This window comes from Rhodanobacter sp. Root480 (assembly GCF_001426645.1).
Taxonomy (GTDB): Bacteria; Pseudomonadota; Gammaproteobacteria; order Xanthomonadales; family Rhodanobacteraceae; genus Rhodanobacter; species Rhodanobacter ginsenosidimutans.
Genome location: NZ_LMEX01000003.1, coordinates 217773 through 235899, shown reverse-complemented (window position 1 = coordinate 235899; position 18127 = coordinate 217773). Strand labels below are relative to the sequence as shown.

12 protein-coding genes are annotated in these 18127 nt (G+C 67.8%); 2 read left to right on the top strand and 10 right to left on the bottom strand.

The annotated features are described in order from the left end of the window. Positions 1-530: 530 nt before the first annotated feature. Positions 531-1922 carry a GDSL-type esterase/lipase family protein gene (locus ASD22_RS13805; protein WP_056084782.1) on the top strand — a complete coding sequence of 464 codons (1392 nt, stop codon included), beginning with the start codon at positions 531-533 and terminating at the stop codon, positions 1920-1922. Positions 1923-1928: 6 nt separating this feature from the next. Here ASD22_RS13805 and ASD22_RS13800 read toward each other — a convergent pair whose 3' ends face one another. Then, the gene (locus ASD22_RS13800) at positions 1929-3476 is read right to left on the bottom strand and encodes a carboxylesterase family protein (protein WP_056084779.1); all 1548 of its coding nucleotides are present in this window, start codon (positions 3474-3476) and stop codon (positions 1929-1931) included. A gap of 126 nt (positions 3477-3602) precedes the next feature. Here ASD22_RS13800 and ASD22_RS13795 point away from each other — a divergent pair, with 126 nt between their 5' ends. Next, positions 3603-4808 (top strand): AGE family epimerase/isomerase, encoded by a 1206-nt coding sequence (locus ASD22_RS13795; protein ID WP_056084776.1) that lies wholly within the window; start codon positions 3603-3605, stop codon positions 4806-4808. A 51-nt stretch (positions 4809-4859) separates the two neighbouring features. On the opposite strand, the gene ASD22_RS13790 is transcribed toward ASD22_RS13795, so the two are convergent. The 9 genes from ASD22_RS13790 to rpe form a co-directional block, all read right to left on the bottom strand. After that, a complete protein-coding gene (locus ASD22_RS13790; protein ID WP_235577646.1) occupies positions 4860-6005 on the bottom strand; it encodes an alpha/beta fold hydrolase in 1146 nt (381 codons plus the stop codon). Beyond that, on the bottom strand, positions 6002-8089 hold the full coding sequence (locus ASD22_RS13785) for an alpha-L-arabinofuranosidase C-terminal domain-containing protein (protein WP_235577645.1): 2088 nt from the start codon (positions 8087-8089) through the stop codon (positions 6002-6004). The genes ASD22_RS13790 and ASD22_RS13785 overlap by 4 nt, the downstream gene beginning before the upstream one ends. Before the next feature lie 47 nt (positions 8090-8136). Next, positions 8137-10803: a glycoside hydrolase family 3 C-terminal domain-containing protein gene (locus tag ASD22_RS13780; RefSeq protein ID WP_056084770.1), complete on the bottom strand. Its 2667-nt coding sequence runs from the start codon at positions 10801-10803 to the stop codon at positions 8137-8139. Positions 10804-10868: 65 nt separating this feature from the next. After that, on the bottom strand, positions 10869-12344 hold the full coding sequence (gene trpE, locus ASD22_RS13775; RefSeq protein WP_056085166.1) for an anthranilate synthase component I: 1476 nt from the start codon (positions 12342-12344) through the stop codon (positions 10869-10871). 194 nt (positions 12345-12538) lie between these two features. Then, the gene (locus ASD22_RS13770; protein ID WP_056084767.1) at positions 12539-14563 is read right to left on the bottom strand and encodes an ATP-binding protein; all 2025 of its coding nucleotides are present in this window, start codon (positions 14561-14563) and stop codon (positions 12539-12541) included. A gap of 32 nt (positions 14564-14595) precedes the next feature. Continuing rightward, on the bottom strand, positions 14596-15183 hold the full coding sequence (locus ASD22_RS13765; RefSeq protein WP_235577655.1) for a hypothetical protein: 588 nt from the start codon (positions 15181-15183) through the stop codon (positions 14596-14598). 8 nt (positions 15184-15191) lie between these two features. Beyond that, positions 15192-15881: a proteobacterial dedicated sortase system response regulator gene (gene pdsR, locus ASD22_RS13760; RefSeq protein WP_056084764.1), complete on the bottom strand. Its 690-nt coding sequence runs from the start codon at positions 15879-15881 to the stop codon at positions 15192-15194. Between the two features lie 115 nt (positions 15882-15996). After that, on the bottom strand, positions 15997-16797 hold the full coding sequence (locus ASD22_RS13755) for a hypothetical protein (RefSeq protein ID WP_056084761.1): 801 nt from the start codon (positions 16795-16797) through the stop codon (positions 15997-15999). 535 nt (positions 16798-17332) lie between these two features. Then, entirely contained in the window at positions 17333-18010 is a 678-nt protein-coding gene (rpe, locus tag ASD22_RS13750) for a ribulose-phosphate 3-epimerase (RefSeq protein WP_056084758.1), read from the bottom strand. Positions 18011-18127: the final 117 nt, after the last annotated feature.

Sequence of the window (18127 nt, the reverse complement as noted above, 5' to 3'; positions counted from 1 at the left end):
GGTGAAAAACGATGGGTGGGCAGAATCGATGTCGATACCACGCGGAGCTTCCGCCATCCGCGCCGTGGGCGGCAAGCACGGTGACGCTGACGACGCCACGTTGCCTGATCCCCCGGCTGCCGACGAATCACTCGCCGACCCGTGTGATAACGTTACCCGCAAATCGCGATCAGGAAAAGCCTGCCGCCACATGGGCACGAATCCGTCGTCTGCGTCTAGGGCAACGCTGATCAAGTATCGCCACCGTCATGATGACTGGAAGGCTCGCAGGTGGTGGTGCGTGGCGCCGGCAAGACTGGCCGTCTTGCCAAGCCGCGCGGCATCGCCTGCGAGCCTTCCAGTCATCACCTCGTCGTTTCAGATTCAACACGTTGAGGCCCATCCTCTCTGTCCGCATGCCTTCGGTCCGCCGCCTCGACAGACGGCCAGTCTGCCTTCGCCGACGGCCCTGTGGCCTGCGAACAGAGAGAATGGGTGACGGCGGTGATACTTGATCAGCGTTGCCCTAGGCCCCTCTCGGAGAAACCCGCATGAACCTCACCCACGTTGGCCGTGCAGCACATCGATCAAGCCGACCCTGGATCGGACTTCCAGCCGCCCTTGCGCTGTTGCTGCTGGGTATCGCCGGCTCCGCGCTGGCGGCGCCCACCGCCGGCACATGGGTGGAAACCTGGGGCCAGGCGATGGTTTCGCATGTCCAGCCTTCGCCTGGTCACGAGGGCGTTTACGCCGCACCGCATCTGCGCGATGCCACTGTTCGGCAAATCGTGCGGGTCAGCGTGGGCGGCCAACGGGTGCGCGTGCGGTTGTCGAATGTGTACGGCTCGGCGCCGTTGACCATCACCGCGGCCAGCGTGGCGCCGGCCGCCGATGCGGCGGGCGATCACACCGCCATCGAACCTGCGCATGGCCACGCGCTGCGTTTCGGCGGCAAGCCCACGCTGACCATTCCCGCTGGCGCCACGGCGCTGAGCGACCCGATCGCGCTGGCTGTGCCGGCATTGTCCAACCTGGTGGTGAGCCTTTATTTCCACGACAACAGCGCCATCGCCGATTACCACGCCGCCCAGACCACGACCACCACGGCGGTGGTGGCGGGCAACGCGCTGCGGGCAGCATCGCTGGCGTCGCGGCCGCCGCTTGCGGCGCTCGACAAGGATGCGGCGTCCCATATCTATGTGCTCGAAGGCGTGGAAGTCGAAGCGGCGCAGCCCACCCGCGTCATCGTGGCGTTCGGCGATTCGATCACCGACGGTGCCTATGCCACCGCGCCTGACAAGACCTGGCCGGGCGTGCTGGCCACGCTGGCAAACCGGACAACGTCACCCGGCGCCGGCGTCATCAACACCGGTATCGGCGGCAATGAACTGACCAGCGACCAGACCTGGCTGCCGTTCGGCCCGGCCGCGCTGAAGCGTTTCGAGCGCGATGTGATCGACCGCGCCGGGGTGACCGACGTGATCGTGCTGCTGGGTACCAACGACCTCAACCGTGGCATCGATGCGGCCGGCCAGCCGCGCGGCGCGGCCGCCCACGACATCATCGACAGCTTGCGCATGCTGGCCGATGCCGCCCACGCGCATCACCTGCGCATCCACGGCGGCACCATTCCGCCGTTCGCCGGATTCACCGGGGACGGCTGGTATTCACCGGCCACGGAAGCCACGCGCCAGAGCGTCAATCAATGGATTCGCAGCGCCGGCGCGTTCGACAGCGTGGTGGATTTCTCGCCGGCATTGGCCGGCGCGTACAACCCATCGCCGCTGGCCGCGCAACAGCCGACCTTGCCGGAAGGCATGGCCCAGGTGTGCGCCGGCGATACCGGCCTGCATCCGAACGATCGCGGTTACGCGGTGATGGGCACGCTGGCCTACAACGTGTTGTTCCATGCGCAGGAGCAGCCGGCCGCGCGCTGCCATTGAGGCAGGTTACACACCGTCGAACAGATCGCAGATCGACCCGCCCAGATGGGTGCCCGCGTGCACGCCAGCGGCGCTCATGTCGACATAGGCCCCGGTGTCTGGCGTGAAGCGGGGCCACGACGGCAACCCCGCGCCGTTGGGATCGCCGGTCCTGATGAAGTTGATGAAGTAGGCCTGCGGGCTCACCGCCGGCCGCGCGGCGTTCAATGGCGTGCCCTCGTACAGGTAGGGCAACTCGGCGCTGTGGTGCGATGGTTCGAAGGAGAACTGCGCCCGCCACGCCGGCGCGCCGTGCGCCGCGTAGCGCGCCAGCACGTGATTGCCCGCGCAGCGGAAATCGGTATCGGTGCCGATGCGCTCGGCCAGCGTTCCCAGGTTCGCCGCATCGGCAGCGGCGCCTGCGTTCCCGTCCACACCGTAATGTCGCGCGGCGGCGGCGTAATGCTGGCCAAATACCTGATGCAACCGGCGTTCGATCTTCGAGCTGCCGCCGGGCACCTGCAGTTCGATGCGGTTGGTCGAGAGCACGTAGGGAACCGCCGTTGCTGGAACGTCGGCGAGACTCGATGCCGGCGGCTCGGTGACGACTTTTCCGTCGACCACGGCCTGCAGCCACAGATAGCTGTCGTCGGTGATGGCGTCGGTGTGCAGTTGCAGGTCGGCCGCCAGCAGCGCCTTCAGCGGAGCGTTGCGCAGTTGCTGCAGGTTGTCCACATGCAATCGTTGTTCGAGCTGCGTGCCCAACGCCGCGTTCTGCGCAAGGCTGCGCACACTCTGGCCGAAAGCGGGCGTACCGCCGGTGGCCCATGCGCCGGCGAACAGGTGCTGGTCGCGCGCTTCCAGCGTCAGCAAGCCCACGTCCATGCCGCCGGCCGATTGACCGGCGATGGTGACGCGCCGCGGATCGCCGCCGAAGCGACCGATCTCGCGTTGCACCCATTCCAGCGCCGCCAGCTGATCCATCAAGCCGTAGTTGCCCGAGTGACCGCCCTGCTCGGCCGACAACGCCGGCAGCGAAATGAAGCCGAGCACGCCGAGCCGGTATTGCACCGACACCACCACGATGCCCGCGTGCGCCAGCTTGATCCGATCGATGTCCGCCGCCGAGCCGGCACGGTTCGAGCCACCGTGGATCCACACCAGCACCGGCAGCGGCTGCGACGGGTGCAGGTTCGGCGTATTGAGGTTGAGGTAGAGGCAGTCCTCGCTGGAATGCTTGGCGTCGGCCTTGTTCCAGCCGTAATCGTTCTGCGCGCAGGCCGATGGTGCATGGGTGGCATCGCGCACACCGGACCACGCCGCGACATCCTGCGGCGCCCGCCAGCGCAGTGCGCCGGTGGGCGGAGCCGCGAACGGTACGCCGAGAAACACTGCGCCGCCCTTGCCATCCGACTGCCCGGCCAGCCTGCCGTTATCGGTGGAGACGGTGACCTTCGCGGGCGCGGCCAGCGCCGACAGCGACGTCAGCAGCACCAGCCCGAAAAGCAGGCCTCGCAGGCGATGCGGCCTGGAGCCAACGGCGCGCGATGCGCGATGGGAATACGGGTTCCGCATGCGTTTCTCCGGCAACGGTGCGCCTTGCGGCGATGTTCTGGTAACCTTACCACGACATCGCCGCGTGAACCCTCAGTCGCGCGCCGCGGTGCCCGTCCACCGGTCCGGTTTGTGGGAAAGATAGACATGACACTCAGCGAAAGCACTGCCCGTCAGGCGCTCCCCGATTTTCGCTCGCGCGAATTTCTGCTTGGGCATGCCGCTGGCATCATGCGTTTCTATCACCCGCGGTGTATCGATCCGGCGGGCGGTTTTTTTCATTACTTCCGCGACGACGGCAGCATCTACGATCGCGGCGGGCGGCACCTGGTCAGCAGCACGCGCTTCATCTACGACTACGCCATGGCGTGGAAGGCGTTCGGCGACCCGGCGTACCAGCAAGCGTTGCAGCACGGCCTGGATTACCTGCGGCAGGCGCATCGCAACCCGCAAACCGGCGGCTATGCGTGGGAGCTGCGCGATGGCGTGGTCACCGACGCCAGTCAGCATTGCTATGGCCTGGCGTTCGTGGCGCTGGCCTACGCCAAGGCGTTCCACGCCGGCGTCATCGAGGCCGAGGACTGGCTCGACGAAACCTGGGAGCTGATGGAGCAACACTTCTGGGACGCCGACCACGGCCTCTACGCCGACGAGGCGGACGCGGAGTGGAAGCTCAGCGACTACCGCGGGCAAAACGCCAACATGCATGCCTGCGAAGCGTGGCTGGCCGCCTATGCGGCCACCGGCAAGCCACGCTACCTGGCGCGTGCGAAGCTGCTGGCCGAGCACATGGTCAATCGCCAGGCCGCGTTGACCGGCGGGCTGGTGTGGGAGCATTACCGCCCCGACTGGTCGGTGGATTGGGAATACAACTTCAACGACCGCAGCAACATCTTCAAGCCGTGGGGTTTCCAGCCCGGTCACCAGACCGAGTGGGCCAAGCTGCTGCTGATCCTGGAGAGCTACGCCCCCGAGCCGTGGTACCTGCCCAAGGCGCAGCAGCTTTTCGACTACGCGCTCACGCAAGCCTGGGATCACGAACACGGCGGCATGGTCTACGGCCTCGACCGTGACGGCGCGTTCTACGACACCGACAAGTACTACTGGGTGCAGGCCGAATCGCTGGCGGCGGCGGCCGTATTGGCCACCCGCACCGGTGAGGAGCGCTACTGGCAGGCCTACCAGAAGCTGTGGCAATACAGCTGGCAGCACATGGTCGACCACCGCTACGGCGCCTGGTACCGCATCCTGAGCCGCGACAACCAGTCGTACAGCGACGAGAAGAGTCCGGCCGGCAAGACCGATTACCACACCATGGGCGCCTGCTACGACGTGCTGGCCTGGATCAGCTGAGCCTCACCAGGCGTCGCCTCCGGCGGGCATGACGCCCGCCTGTCGGGTCGGTTACGGCGTGGCCTCGAACTTCAGATGCTTGCTGAAGAACGGCAGCGCCTCGTCCTGGAAGCGGAAGGCCACGTTGCTGACGTGGGTGCCGGGATAGATCGTGAAGCTGTTGCTGATGCCGTAGCTGTCGAGCACCTCGTGCAGCTTGCGCGCGTCGAAGCGCAGCCCGTCCTGGTCGCCCACGTCGATGGCGATCGCGCCATAGCGACGCAGGTTGCCGATGTACTGGTCGATGAAAACCAGCGGCGCATTGGCCGTCCATTTAGCCAGCACGTCCGGCTGCAGTTCCCCGTTTTTGGTAGGCAGGTCGAAATAGAACGGCGGCTTGGCCGGGTCGGGCGACCACGCCGCGGCGGTGGCCAGCGTGGCCCGCGCCATGAACGGCAGGTCGGTGGCGTCGGCGGCGGATTTGAGCGATTCCAGCGACGCCAGCGCCTTGGCGTCGAGCTGGTCGCCGGTGCGTGGCGACAGGCAGCACGGGCTCATGATGTACAGCGCGCCGAACACGTCGGGGTGCTTCATGCCGATGCGCGTGGCGCCGTAGCCGCCCATGGAATGGCCGACCAGGCCGCGGCTCAGGCGATCGGGCAGCGTGCGGTAGTGGGCGTCGATGTAGGCGACCAGGTCATGCTGGATGAAGGTCTCGAAATCACCCACGGTGGGCGAGCCCGAATACATCGAACCGCCAAAGACCGTCTTCGAATCGGGCAGCACCACGATCATCGGACGCGCGCCCTTGGCGAACGCGTTTTCGATGGTCTGCGGAACGTGGATTTCCTTGGTCCACTGCTCGGCGCCGATCGAATAGCCGTGCAGCGCATAGACCACCGGATAGTGGCGATCCGGATGGCTGGCGTAGCCGGGCGGCAGCACCACCAGCACATCGCGGTCGGCGGACTCGTGCTCCAGGTTGCCCTCCAGCGAGGCGCCGTGCACCTTGATGTGCTCGACCTTCACCGCCTTCGCCCCGGCCACGGCCGGCGGGCTGTTGTTCAGTGCCTGCGCCTGTACCGGTGCACCCCAGAACGCCAGCGACACCAGCGCCGCGCCGGCCAGGGCAACCACTCGCCTGATGCGTCCGGATGGGCTCGCGCTCGCGGCGTGCCGGTCACGGCAGTGGGTCTCGCTCATGGCTTGGTCGATCATCGGTCACCCTCCAGCGGAAATTCGTAGATCGCGGTGGAGATGGCCGGCACCACCAGCTTCGTACCCAGCGCGGGCACGCTCGATTGTTTGATCGTCACGCCGGGCGCCGCGCCGACCTTGTTTTCCGCGGTCAGGCTGGCGCCGCTCAGGCGCCACAGGGTGCCCTTGCCGATGGTGCGGGCGCCGTCGATCGCGATCGACACCGGCTGCGGCTTGTGCGTGGCATTGACCACGGCGATGGTCAGCGTGCGGCGGTCGGGCGTCAGCGCGGCGACCATGTCCAGCGGATAGGTGGGGCTGCCCGCATTGACCTTGGGGTGGTCGAAACCCACCGGATACTTCGGAGCGGGCTGGGGCGCGTTGCCACTGAGATCGAGCGGGATCATGCCTTCGCCGAAGTGCTCGCCATAAAGCTTGAACACCATGCCGGTGGCGTTGAGCGTGGACGCGGTGGGCGTGATGTCCATCGTGGACGAGCCCGTGGTGAACGCGGCCATGCGCAGGAAATCGGAATGGCGCAGCATTTCCTGCATCACCATCGAGTAGGCCAGCGACAGCTTCAGGTTCGGCTTGGCGCCGATGTACGCGTACTCGTCGATCGACAGGAAGGTGTTCGCCGACTTCATCTTCGGGAAGCGCTGCTGGTAGATGCGCCACTCCTCGGCCTTCATGCGCACCTGGTTGGACGGCGCGCGGGCAAACTCCAGCAGCTCGTCGGCGGGCGGTGCATCAGGGCGCTGTTCGGCGCGGTCGTACCAGTGCTCGCTGATGCCGTCGAAGTTGCCCCAAGCCTCGCGCAGCAGGCCGCCGGTCCAGTCTTCCTCGGTGCCGAACTTGTGCTGGATGCTGGCCAGCGAGGCGTTCTCCTTGGCCTCGCGCGGATGCAGCTGGTCGGGCATCGCGCCCGATCCGATCAGGATGATCGACGGGTCGACTGCGCGCATCGCTGCCGCAAAGCGGTTGTGCTTCTGCATGAAGTAGTCGAGCGTGGTGCGGCCGATCTGCCACCAGCCATACGGCTCGTTGCCGATGTTCCAGTAGCGCACGCCGTAGGGTTCTGGGTGGCCGTGGGCGGCGCGTTTGGCGCCCCATTCACTGCTCGCCGGGCCATTGAGGTATTCCACCTCGTCCGCTGCCGAATGGGCGTCGCCCAGCCCGGCGTTGACGGTCACGTAGGGCTCGACGCCGATCAGCCGGGTGAGCGTCATCCACTCGTCCATGCCGAAGTCGTTGGCCTGCATCGCGCTCCAGGCCCGGTCGTACATCGGCGGGCGCAGGTCGCGCGGACCGATCGCCTCGTGCCAGTCCCAGTTCGACAGGAAATTGCCGCCGGGCAGCCGCCAGAATCCGGAGTTGAGCGTCTTCAGGATCGCCACCGTATCGGCGCGCCAGCCGTCGATGTTGTCCGCCGGCATCAGCGACACCACGCCGACGCGGAAGTGGCCCGTACCGGTGCCGGTGATGGTGAACTTCGCATCATCCGTCCGGCGGCCGGCCACGTAATGCAGCGGCACCGTCTGCCACGACGAGGTCGCCGCAGGCAGCTTCACCGTCTGCTGCTGGCGGGCGCCATCGCCCCACGCCAGCGTGACCGAAACGACCGCGCCGGGCGTGCCGCTGAAAACGATGTGGCCGTCATAGGACTTGCCCTTGGCCACGCCGAGGCCGCCCTGGCCGATGCCGCGGACGTGCGAGCCATCCAGCGCCACCACCACGTCCTGCGCGCCGACGTAGGGATGGTCGCTGGCCATCGTCACCGCCGCGACGTCGCCGATCGGCCGCCACTTGCGCAGCGGCGGCAGCGGCGGTCCATCGAGTCTCGGCGGCTGCACGGGATCGTGCGCGGCATCCACCACGGGGAAATAGAACTTGCGGTCGTCGAGCATTTCGGCCCACAAGGAGCGCGCCACCAGGCTGCCGATCGGCTCGATGAACATGCCGTATTCGTAGCGCGACACCGGCTGGTGCTGCCGGTCAACATGGATCTGTGCCTGCACGGCCGCCGCCTCGGCAGCGGCGGCGCCGAGTGGCAGCATGGCGACCGCGCAGGCCGCAAACAGCATCCCGATTCGAAACTTCCGCATCATCCCTTCCCCTTCGATGTCTTGTCAGCGCCGCGCCGCGGCCGTTGTCAGTCGGGCATCACAATCGCCCGATCCACCGAGAAACGCGCCTCGCGCGTCGCCACGCCGGTATCGGGCTGGCCCGAACCCACGCTGACGGTGTAATCGCCCTGCATCACCTCGCGCTGGCCGTCGGCGGTGACCGCGCTGAGGTCGCGTGGCGAGAGGTCGAAGCTGACGGTGCGCGTTTCGCCGGGTTTCAACGCCACGCGCTGGAAGCCGCGCAACGCCACCTGCGGCGCACCCGGGATCGCCGGGAAACGCAGGTAGAGCTGTGCCACGTCGCCACCTTCGCGCTGGCCGGCGTTGGTCACCACGGTGGACACGTGCAGGCCGTTGGCGGCGCCACCGGCTGCTGGCGTCACGTTGAGTGGCCCGTAGGTGAACTCGGTGTAGCTGAGGCCGAAGCCGAACGGATAGACCGGCTCGCCCTTGAAGTAGCGGTAGGTACGGCCTTCCATGCGGTAATCGCCGAACGGCGGCAAGTCGGCCACGCTGCGGTAGAAGGTCAGCGGCAGGCGCCCGCCCGGATCGGTCTTGCCGCTGAGCACGTTGGCGACGGCCAGGCCGCCGGACTGGCCCGGATACCACGCTTCGAGAATCGCCGCGGCGTTCTGCTTGCTCCACGCCAGGTCGATCGGGCTGCCGTTCATGGCCACCACGACCAACGGTTTGCCGGTGGCCTTGGCCTGCTTGAGCATGGCGATCTGGTCGGCCGGCAGGTCCAGCGTGGTCTTGTCGCCGCCGGCGAAGCCGGGCACGGTGACGCCGGTTTCCTCGGCCTCGAGGTCGGAGGTGAGGCCGACCACGGCCACCAGCACGTCGGCCTGCGCCGCGGCGCGATCGAGATCGGCTTCCGGCGTAGTGGAGATGCGCTTCCACGCCAGGTCGACGCCACCAGTCGCATCGACGGTGACGGGATAACGGTGGCCGCGCTCCAGCGTCACCGTCTTCATCGTCGCCAGATCGTTCCAGCGCGACTTGGTGCGATCGATGAAGGCCGCGCCGTCGAACGTCATGGTGCCGAGTGAGCCGGACAGGCCGAGCCGGTAGGTACCGCTTTCCGTGGGCACCAGGAAGCCGGTCCACACGGTGCGGTGATGGTGGTTGACCTTGGCCAGGTCGAGATCGCGCTGGCCCACGTCGGGCTCGATGCGGCTGACCACCGGCTTGGCCTGGTAACGGATGGCGGCGAGTTGCTTGGCCATGTCGGCGGCGTCGAACTTGGCCGGCGGCGGCGTCACCGGGTTGTAGTAGCGCGCCAGCAGCCCGGGCTTGCCATCGGGCGTTTGCAGCACGGCGGTGGGCACGCGGTCACCATCGGTGATCGACGGCCCGAACGGCACCAGGGTGACCTGGCCCGCGGCCAGCACCTGCCGCAGGCCGTCCAGCACCGAGATCGGCGTGCCGCTGAGCGGCGACGAATAGTTGCCGCGCAGCACGCGCGTGGCGTCGCCCAGCGGGCCGATCACGGCCACCTTCACGCCGGTCTTGAGCGGCAGCACGCCGTCGTTCTTCAGCAGCACCAGGGTCTTTTGCGCGGCATCCAGCGCCAGCTGGCTGTTCGCCGCGCTGCCGATGGCCGACGGCGGCACCGCCGGCGCCGTGCCGGGCAGGCCGGCCAGGTCGCCCACGCGGTAGCGCGCCGCGAACAGGCGCACCAGCGCGCGGTCGATGTCGGCCACCGAGATCAGGTCACGCTGCAGCGCCTCGCTGTAGCGATCCTCCAGCCCCGCGGTATCGGACAAGGTCGCGCCGTTGCATTCGTTGTCGACCCCCGCCCGCACCGCGGCGGCGACGGCGGTGGCGCCATCGGGCGCGTAATGATGGTGGTCGCTGATGTCCTTCACCGCATCGCAGTCGGACACCACGTAGCCGGTGAAACCCCACGCGCCGCGCAGGTAATGCTTCAACAGCATGTCGTTGGCGCAGGCGGGCTGGCCGTCGATGCGGTTGTAGGCGCACATGATCGAGCCGGCCTTGGCCTCGGTGATCGCCGCGCGGAAGGCCGGCAGGTAGGTGTCGACCAGGTCGTGTTTCGACACGAAGACGTTGGCCTCGTGGCGGGTCGACTCGGGCCCGTTGTGCACGGCGAAATGCTTGGGCGTGGCGATGACCTCCGGCCGATCCGGATTGGGCCCCTGCATGCCTTCGACGAAGGCGACGCCCATGCGCGCGGTGAGGAACGGGTCCTCGCCATAGGTTTCCTGGCCGCGGCCCCAGCGGGGGTCGCGGAAGATGTTGAGGTTGGGCGACCAGGTGTCGAGCCCGGTGCCGATGCGGCCCAGTCGCCCCGTCTGGCGCGCCAGCGTGTGCAGCCCGCGCACTTCGGTGCTGATCGCCGCGGCAACGCGCTTGACCAGCGGCGCATCGAAGCTGGCGCCCAGCCCGATCGGCTCGGGGAAGTTGGTGGTGGGCAACGTGCCCAGCGCGCCGTGCAGCGATTCGGTCCACCAGTTGTAGCGCGGGATGCCCAGCCGCGGGATGGCCGGCGCCACGTTGAGCAGCTGCGGCAGTTTTTCGGCCAGCGTCATCCGCGCCACCAGCGCCTCGGCCTTCGCGGTGGCCGCGTCGGTGGCGGTCTGGCTGGCGGCAGGTGCCGCTTGTGCCGCCACCGTGAGTGGAGCCAGTGCCGCCAATGCGACGACGGCCGAGATTCCTGTCCAGATACGCATGCTTGGCTCCCCTTCGATGGTTTCCGCAGTCAGTGACTGCCATGTTTCGCGTTCGATATGTGGCCTTACAGACCCTTGGCCGCCTGCGCCACGGCGCGGAACAGCGCGCGGCCCTTGTTCATCGTCTCCTCCCACTCGGCGGCGGGGTCGGAGTCGTAGACGATACCGGCACCGGCTTGCACGTGCAGGCGGCCATCCTGGATCACCGCGGTACGGATGGCGATGGCGGTGTCGGCGTCGCCCCACCAGCCGATCCAGCCGATCGCGCCGGCGTAGATGTTGCGCTTGTACGGCTCCAGCTCCTGGATGATTTCCAGCGCGCGGATCTTCGGCGCGCCGCTGAGCGTGCCGGCGGGGAACGTGGCTTTCAGCACGTCCATGTAGCTGAGGCCGGCGCGCGCGGTGCCCTGCACCTGCGACACGATGTGCATCACGTGCGAGTAGCGCTCGATCGCGAACGAGTCGCTGACTTCCACGCTGCCGGTTTCGCTGATGCGGCCGATGTCGTTGCGGCCCAGGTCGATCAGCATCACGTGCTCGGCGCGCTCCTTCGGGTCGGCCAGCAGCTCGGCTTCCAGCGCCTGGTCCTCCTCCTCGGTGGCGCCGCGCTTGCGCGTGCCGGCCAGCGGGCGCACCAGCACCTTGCCGTCCTTCAGCCGGGCCAGGATCTCCGGCGAGGAGCCGACGATCTGGGTGGCGCCCAGGTCCACGAAATACATGTACGGCGAGGGATTCAATGCACGCAGCGCGCGATAGACGTCCACCGGCCGCGCATTGAAACCGATGCTGAGCCGCTGCGACGGCACCACCTGGAAGATGTCGCCGGCGCGGATGTATTCCTTCGCCTTCTCCACCATCGCCTCGAACTCCTCGCGGGTGAACGAGGATTTGAAATCGCCCTCGTCCAGCGCCACCGACTGCGCCAACTGCGGGTACGAGGCGCCGCCCTGACGCAGCCGGTAGACCAGCGCGTCGAGCCGGCGCTGCGCCTCGGCATAGGCCTGCGGCTGCGATGGATCGGCGTGCACGATCAGGTACAGCCGGCCCTTGAGGTTGTCGAACACGGCCACTTCCTCGGCCAGCATCAGCAGCACGTCGGGCGTGCCCAGCTCGTCGGCGCGGTCCCACCGGGCGAGCCGGGGCTCGATGTAGCCGATCGTCTCGAAGCCGAAATAGCCGACCAGGCCACCGGAGAACGCGGGCAGCTGCGGCAGCCGCGGCACGTCGTACTGCGCGCGCAGTTTCTCGATCTCGCCCAGCGGGTCATCGAGGTGGCGGCGTTCGGTGACCTCACCCGAATCCTCCACTTCCAGCTCGTGGCCGCGCAGGCGGTACACGCGTTTCGCCGGCAGGCCGATGATCGAATAGCGTCCCCAGGTGGCGCCGCCCTCGACCGATTCGAACAGGAAGGTGTACGGGCCGTCGGCCAGTTTCAGGTACACCGACAGCGGCGTGTCGAGGTCGGAAAACACCTCGCGCACCAGCGGTATGCGCGTATGCCCTTGGGCAGCCAGCGCGTCGAACTCGTCTCGGGAAATCACGTGGATGATCCGGATGGCCAAACGGGGAACGGCCATTGTAGGGGCAGTCGCAAACATCCCGCGAATCGGGCGCTTTGCCCCCTCCCCTGCAATGCAGGGGAGGGCTGGGGAGGGGTTCGCTCTTGATCTTCTCGCCAGCCCCGAGCACCCCCTCCCAACCTCCCCCTGCGCACAGGGGGAGGGGCAGAGCGATCTCAAGCCAGCCGCTGCCGCGGCATGTGCCGCAGCCGCAGGCTGAAGGCCACGCCGCTGCCGTCGTCGAGATTGCGCGCGCTGGCGCTGCCGCCGTGGCGCTCGGCCACCAGCCGCACCACGTACAGGCCCAGACCGAGATGCGGCGCGTCGCCGGGGACGGCCTTGTCGCGCAGGCTCACCAGCGAGTCGAACAGACGGCCCTGCATCGCCGCCGGCAACGGCGCGCCCTGGTTGGCCAGCTCGATCTCGGCGCCGTCGTCGAGCGGGCGCAGGCTGAGCCGCAACCAGCCATCTTCCGGGGTGAACGACAGCGCGTTGTCGAACAGCTTGTCCAGTGCCTGGGCGATCAGCTCGGGCGCGCAGTGCATGGGCAGCGGTGCCTCCGGCAGCACGCAGTCGAGGCGGCGCGTGCCGGCCAGCGCGCGGTAGGCATCGGCGCAACCGCGCACTACATCGCGCAGGTCCACATCCTCCGCCTCGGCGGCGGTAATCGCGCGTTCCATGCGGCTGGCCTCGCCCATCGCACGCACCAGCGCGCCCAGCCGGGCGGCACCGTCGCGGGCGCGGGCAAGGTATGGCTGCGCCTCGGCGGGGAGCTGGGCATGTTCGAGGTTGTCCAGCGAGGACTTCACGATGGCCAGCGGCGTGTTCAACTCGTGCGACAGCTTCGACGCCAACGTGCGCAGGTAATCGGTGTAGCCACCCACCACGTCGAACAGCTTCTCGAAGCTGCGGGCCAGGTCGCCGATCTCGTCGCGCGCGTCGCTCATCGGGAAGGTGATGCGCTGGGTTTGGCCGTCCAGCTGTCCATCGTTCAACTGCGCCCGTTCGGCCGCATTGCGCAAGCGAGCCAGGCGCACGCTGAGGCGGGTGGCGAAGGCCAGCAGGATCGCGCCCGCCAGCAGCAGCACGCCGACACTGGTCAGCAGCAGGCCCAGCAGCGCGCGATTGGCCAGCAGCGGCACCGCGCGGCTGGCCTGTTCCAGCAGCAGCACGCCGTCGATCCGGCCATCGCGAACGATCGGCACGGCCGCCGACAGCACCACGCTGCCGCGCTCCTCACCGGCGCGCCACACGCTGGCGGGATGGCCCGAGGCCGCGGTGGCCACTTCACCGGTTGCCAGCCGCGGCACGTCCTGCGACCACAGATCCGCATCTTCCAGCCGCGCTGCCAGCAGCGAGCGATAGACCAGCGAGGCGAACCAGCCGGGCTGGGCATCCACGCCGGGGCGGGTATTCAGCCCACCGCTGCGTGCCAGCAACCAGCCGCCCGGTGCCAACACGCGTGCCTGCACGCGGTCCGGCGCCAACTGCGCCAGTTCGGCCGACAGCGCCTCCGAGTAGCCCAGCAACGGTCGCACCGGGGCCGCCATGCGGTCGCCACCGGTGGCGGCGACGTAGGCACCCACGCCCAAGCCGCGCAACGGCAGCGTGGCCGGCAGGCGCAGTTCCACCCGGAAGCCGCTGCCGTCCTCCTGCCATTGCGCCGCAAGCTGGTCGGGCAACCCGGGTACCGGCGGATCGAGCAGTTGGGCCACGACGGCACCCGGCGCCGCACTGGCCAGCAGATAGCGTTGTTGCCCGGCGTCGTTGGCCAGCGCGAGGATCAGGTGATCGGCGGCCAGCGCGTTCGCGTCGCCTGCGTCGGCGCGCGTGCGTTGGGTGTCGCTGACCTGCGCGTACAGGTACAAGCCGTCACCATCGCGCGCCAGCAACAGACTGCCGTCGGTCCCGCGACCCGGATTGAGCGGCTGACGCCACGGCGTCAGCGGCGCCCAGTCGTCGGCGTAACCGTCCACGGTGATCGGGTTGACCGCGGTCTGCACGTACCAGCCCGCGTCGCCTTGCGCCTGCACCGCGCCGGTGACCGCCAGGCTGCGCGCCACCGCCCGCGCCGAGGCCAGCAAGGCTTGCGCCTGGCCTTCGCGCAGCAGCGATTCCATCTGCCGCGCGTACTGCCAGCCGGCCACCGGCAAGGCCAGCGTGCACAACGCCACCAGCAGCAGTTTGCGGCGCAGCGTCATGCGCCAGCGGCCCGCATCAACGGCATGACCGTTCAGCCACCACGCGGGCCAGCCGCATGCGCCGGTATGTGCGCTTCGTGGTCACGGTGATAGCGGGTGGCCACCACCACCCGCATGAAATCATCGAGCAGGGCGCGCCGCTGCGGGTCGTTGTCGTTCACCGTCATCGACCAGCTGAGACGAACCCCGCTGGCCTTGCCCGGGTCGCAGAACACCAGCACATCGTCGATGTGGTCGCTGCCCTGATAAACCGTAGCCTCGCAGCTCATGGTCCGGTGCCGCACGGCGAAGCTGGACACCTTGCCGGCGGGATCGAGCTGCAGGTAGCGCTTGTGGTCGGCCTCGATTTCCGCCGCCATCGTGGGCAGTTTCTGCGGCCACACATTGAGCACCATCACGCGCTGTGGCTTGCCGGTCCATTCGCCCTGGTAGAGCACGGCATCGACGCCGATCGCGCGGGCGTACAGGCAGCAGTCGCGGGTCCAGTCCGCCGGTGTGGCCACGGCGATCGACCACGCCGGCGCCGCGCCATCGCGGGCACCGTGCGCCAGCGTGTCATTCGCCGGCGTAGCGGCCGCAGCCGTGCCCACAAAGAACAGCAGCGCCAGCACCATCCACATGCGTGGCATCACGGCTTCCACCGGTAACCCACGCCGTGCACGGTTTCGATCGCATCGAACTCCGGCGCCACCGCGAGGAATTTCTTGCGGATGCGCTTGATGTGCGAGGTGATGGTGGCGTCGTCCACCACCAGTTCCGCCTCGCGCATCAACTGGTCGCGGTTTTTCACGTGGCCGGGGAAGCGGATCAGCGTGTGCACCATCCAGAATTCGGTGACGGTCAGCGGCACCTCGGCATCGTTCCAGGTAATGCGCATGCGCTCGGATTCCAGCTTCAGCGGCCCATGCTCGATCACCGTCTCGCTGGACGCCGGCGCCTGCAACGACGCGATGCGCCGGAACAGCGCCGCGATGCGTGCGGCCAGCTGATGCAGGCTGGTGTCCTTGCTGAGATAGTCGTCGGCGCCCAGGCGCAGGCCGGAGATCACGTCGAAATCCGAATCGCGCGCGGTGAGGAAAATCAGCGGCAAGGTGGCCGACTTCGCCCGCAACTCGCGGCACAGGTCGAAGCCGCCTTCCGGCTCGTCGCCCAGGCCGATATCGATGATCACCAACTCCGGCAGCCGCATCGCGAATGCGCTGGAGGCCTCCTGGCGCGAGGCATAACCGCGGGCGTCGTAGCCGAAACGGTTCAACGCCTCGACGTAATTGGCGCGAATGGACGGCTCGTCCTCGACGATGGCAATGCTGCGACCCATGGCTGGCTCCCGTGTGGAGCGTGCAGCGTGCTATGCGCGCTGCCGCCACGCAAGGCGCGGCGGCGCGACGCCCGCGTTTTGCCATGGGCAACACCCGGGATTGCCTTGCCAGTGCCTACTTCGAGGGACCTTCGACCGCCTTCAGCGCGCCGACACTGACATGCCCGGCCCAACCGTCGAACAACTGCTCGGCGTACACATCCAGCTTCTTCGCCACGAGCTCCACCGGCATGTCGGCCCCGCCGCAGGCGGACATGTTGTTGTTGGCCTGGTATTCGGGCACGACCGTACCGATGTGGGACACGTTCAAGCCGGCGATGCAGACCTGCTGACCCGCGCTGGACCGCGCCACCAGGGCATCGCGCTCATGCTCGAAACGCATTTCCGCGCGCCGCGCCGCGTGCGCATCCTCATACGTGGGCAGCATCGATTGCCACAGGGCCTGCGCCCGTGTCCGCTCTTGCGGCGTGGCCTGTTGCCACGCCGAGGCGAAGATCGCGCTGTAGTTCGGGTCCTTGCGTTCCGCCGCCAGGCCCATCCAGGCCAGCCCGAGCGGGCGGTCGAGCCGGCCGGTGTCGCCCTTGAAGTAGCCGATGCCCAGCAGGAACTGCGCCGACTTGTTGCCCCAGCCGGCTGCAATCCGCAGCATCCTCCTGCTGCGGGGATAATTTCCCTTGGCCAGGTCGCGAACCCCTACGCAGTAGTAGTAGCTGCCCGGCAGGAAGTGCTCCAGGCCCTGCGGGCAATAGACCTTGCTCAGGTCATCGACCGTCCGGTCGATTTCAAACAGGCTCGCCGAACCGGTGCCGCCGGTTGTCGGGGCAGATTTTTGCTGGTCGATGCTGGCGGCGCTCGCGCATGAGGCAAGGCCCAGTGCCCCGGCGAGAATCGCTCCACCCAAGCTCTTGAAATCCATGACCGCCACCTCCTTCGATGTGCGCCGAGGGCCCGGCAACGCCGGTGCCCCGGTATCGCCAGAAATCTGCCGCCGAATTGCCTGCTTCGGACAGTAATCCCACCCCACGAACCGTTCAAATTCGTCGTGTACCCCCAACCCCGTGAACGCCATGCCTGCTTCCGATCGATTGAACGTGGACCCCAACGCCGAGCTGCGCAGCTTCGAACCCTTGCGCGTCACGCTGGCCCTCGGCGCGTTGCTGCTGGGCTTCCTGCTGGGCGCGTACTGACGGCGACACGAATGCGCCAGCGGCGGAAACCTGAACAAATCCGCCGTGTTGGCTCGGGAACCAACCCGGTTTGCCCGGGTCAGAACAGGGGATTGGCTTCGTCATGCCATTGCCGTGGACACCGAGGTCGTCGCTGATCCCTCTCTGCAGCGGCGGCACCGGTCGGCGGGTCAATCGAGTGGTGACTCACACGTCGACGATGACGTTTCTCCCGGCCAGTCCCTGCTGGCCGGGATTTTTATGCGTGGCTCGGCGGCTCGGGGCTCAGCGAGCCTGGGCGATGGCTTCGCGCATCGCGGCGATCTCGGCGCGGTAATCGTCGGCGTGGAAGATCGCCGAGCCGGCCACGAAGGTGTCGGCGCCAGCGGCCGCGATGGCCCCGATATTCTGCGCCGTGACGCCGCCGTCGATCTCCAGCCGGATCGCGTGGCCGCTGGCGTCGATGCGCTGGCGCACCTGGCGCAGTTTCTCCAGCGCGGTGGGGATGAATTTCTGCCCGCCGAAGCCCGGGTTGACCGACATGATGAGGATCATGTCGAGCTTGTCCATCACGTAATCGAGATGGTCCAGCGGCGTGGCCGGGTTGAACACCAGGCCGGCCTGGCAGCCCGAATCCCTGATCAGCCCCAGCGTGCGATCGATGTGCTCGCTGGCTTCGGGGTGGAAGCTGATCAGGCTGGCACCGGCCTTGGCGAAGTCCGGCACGATGCGGTCCACCGGCTTGACCATCAGGTGCACGTCGATCGGTGCGGTGATGCCGTACTTGCGCAGCGCGCCCAGCACCATCGGCCCCATGGTGAGGTTGGGCACGTAATGGTTGTCCATCACGTCGAAATGCACCCAATCCGCACCGGCCGCCAGCGCGGCGGCGGTGTCCTCGCCCAGGCGCGCGAAATCGGCGGCGAGGATGGAGGGGGCGATGATCGGGGCTTGCTTGGTCATTTGGGGGCCGGGAATCGGGAATGGGGAATCGGGAATGGGAAGTTCACGAGGTCCGTGAGGAATACGGTAATCATGATGCTCTGAAACCGATGTATCCAGCCGGCACGTCACGGCCAA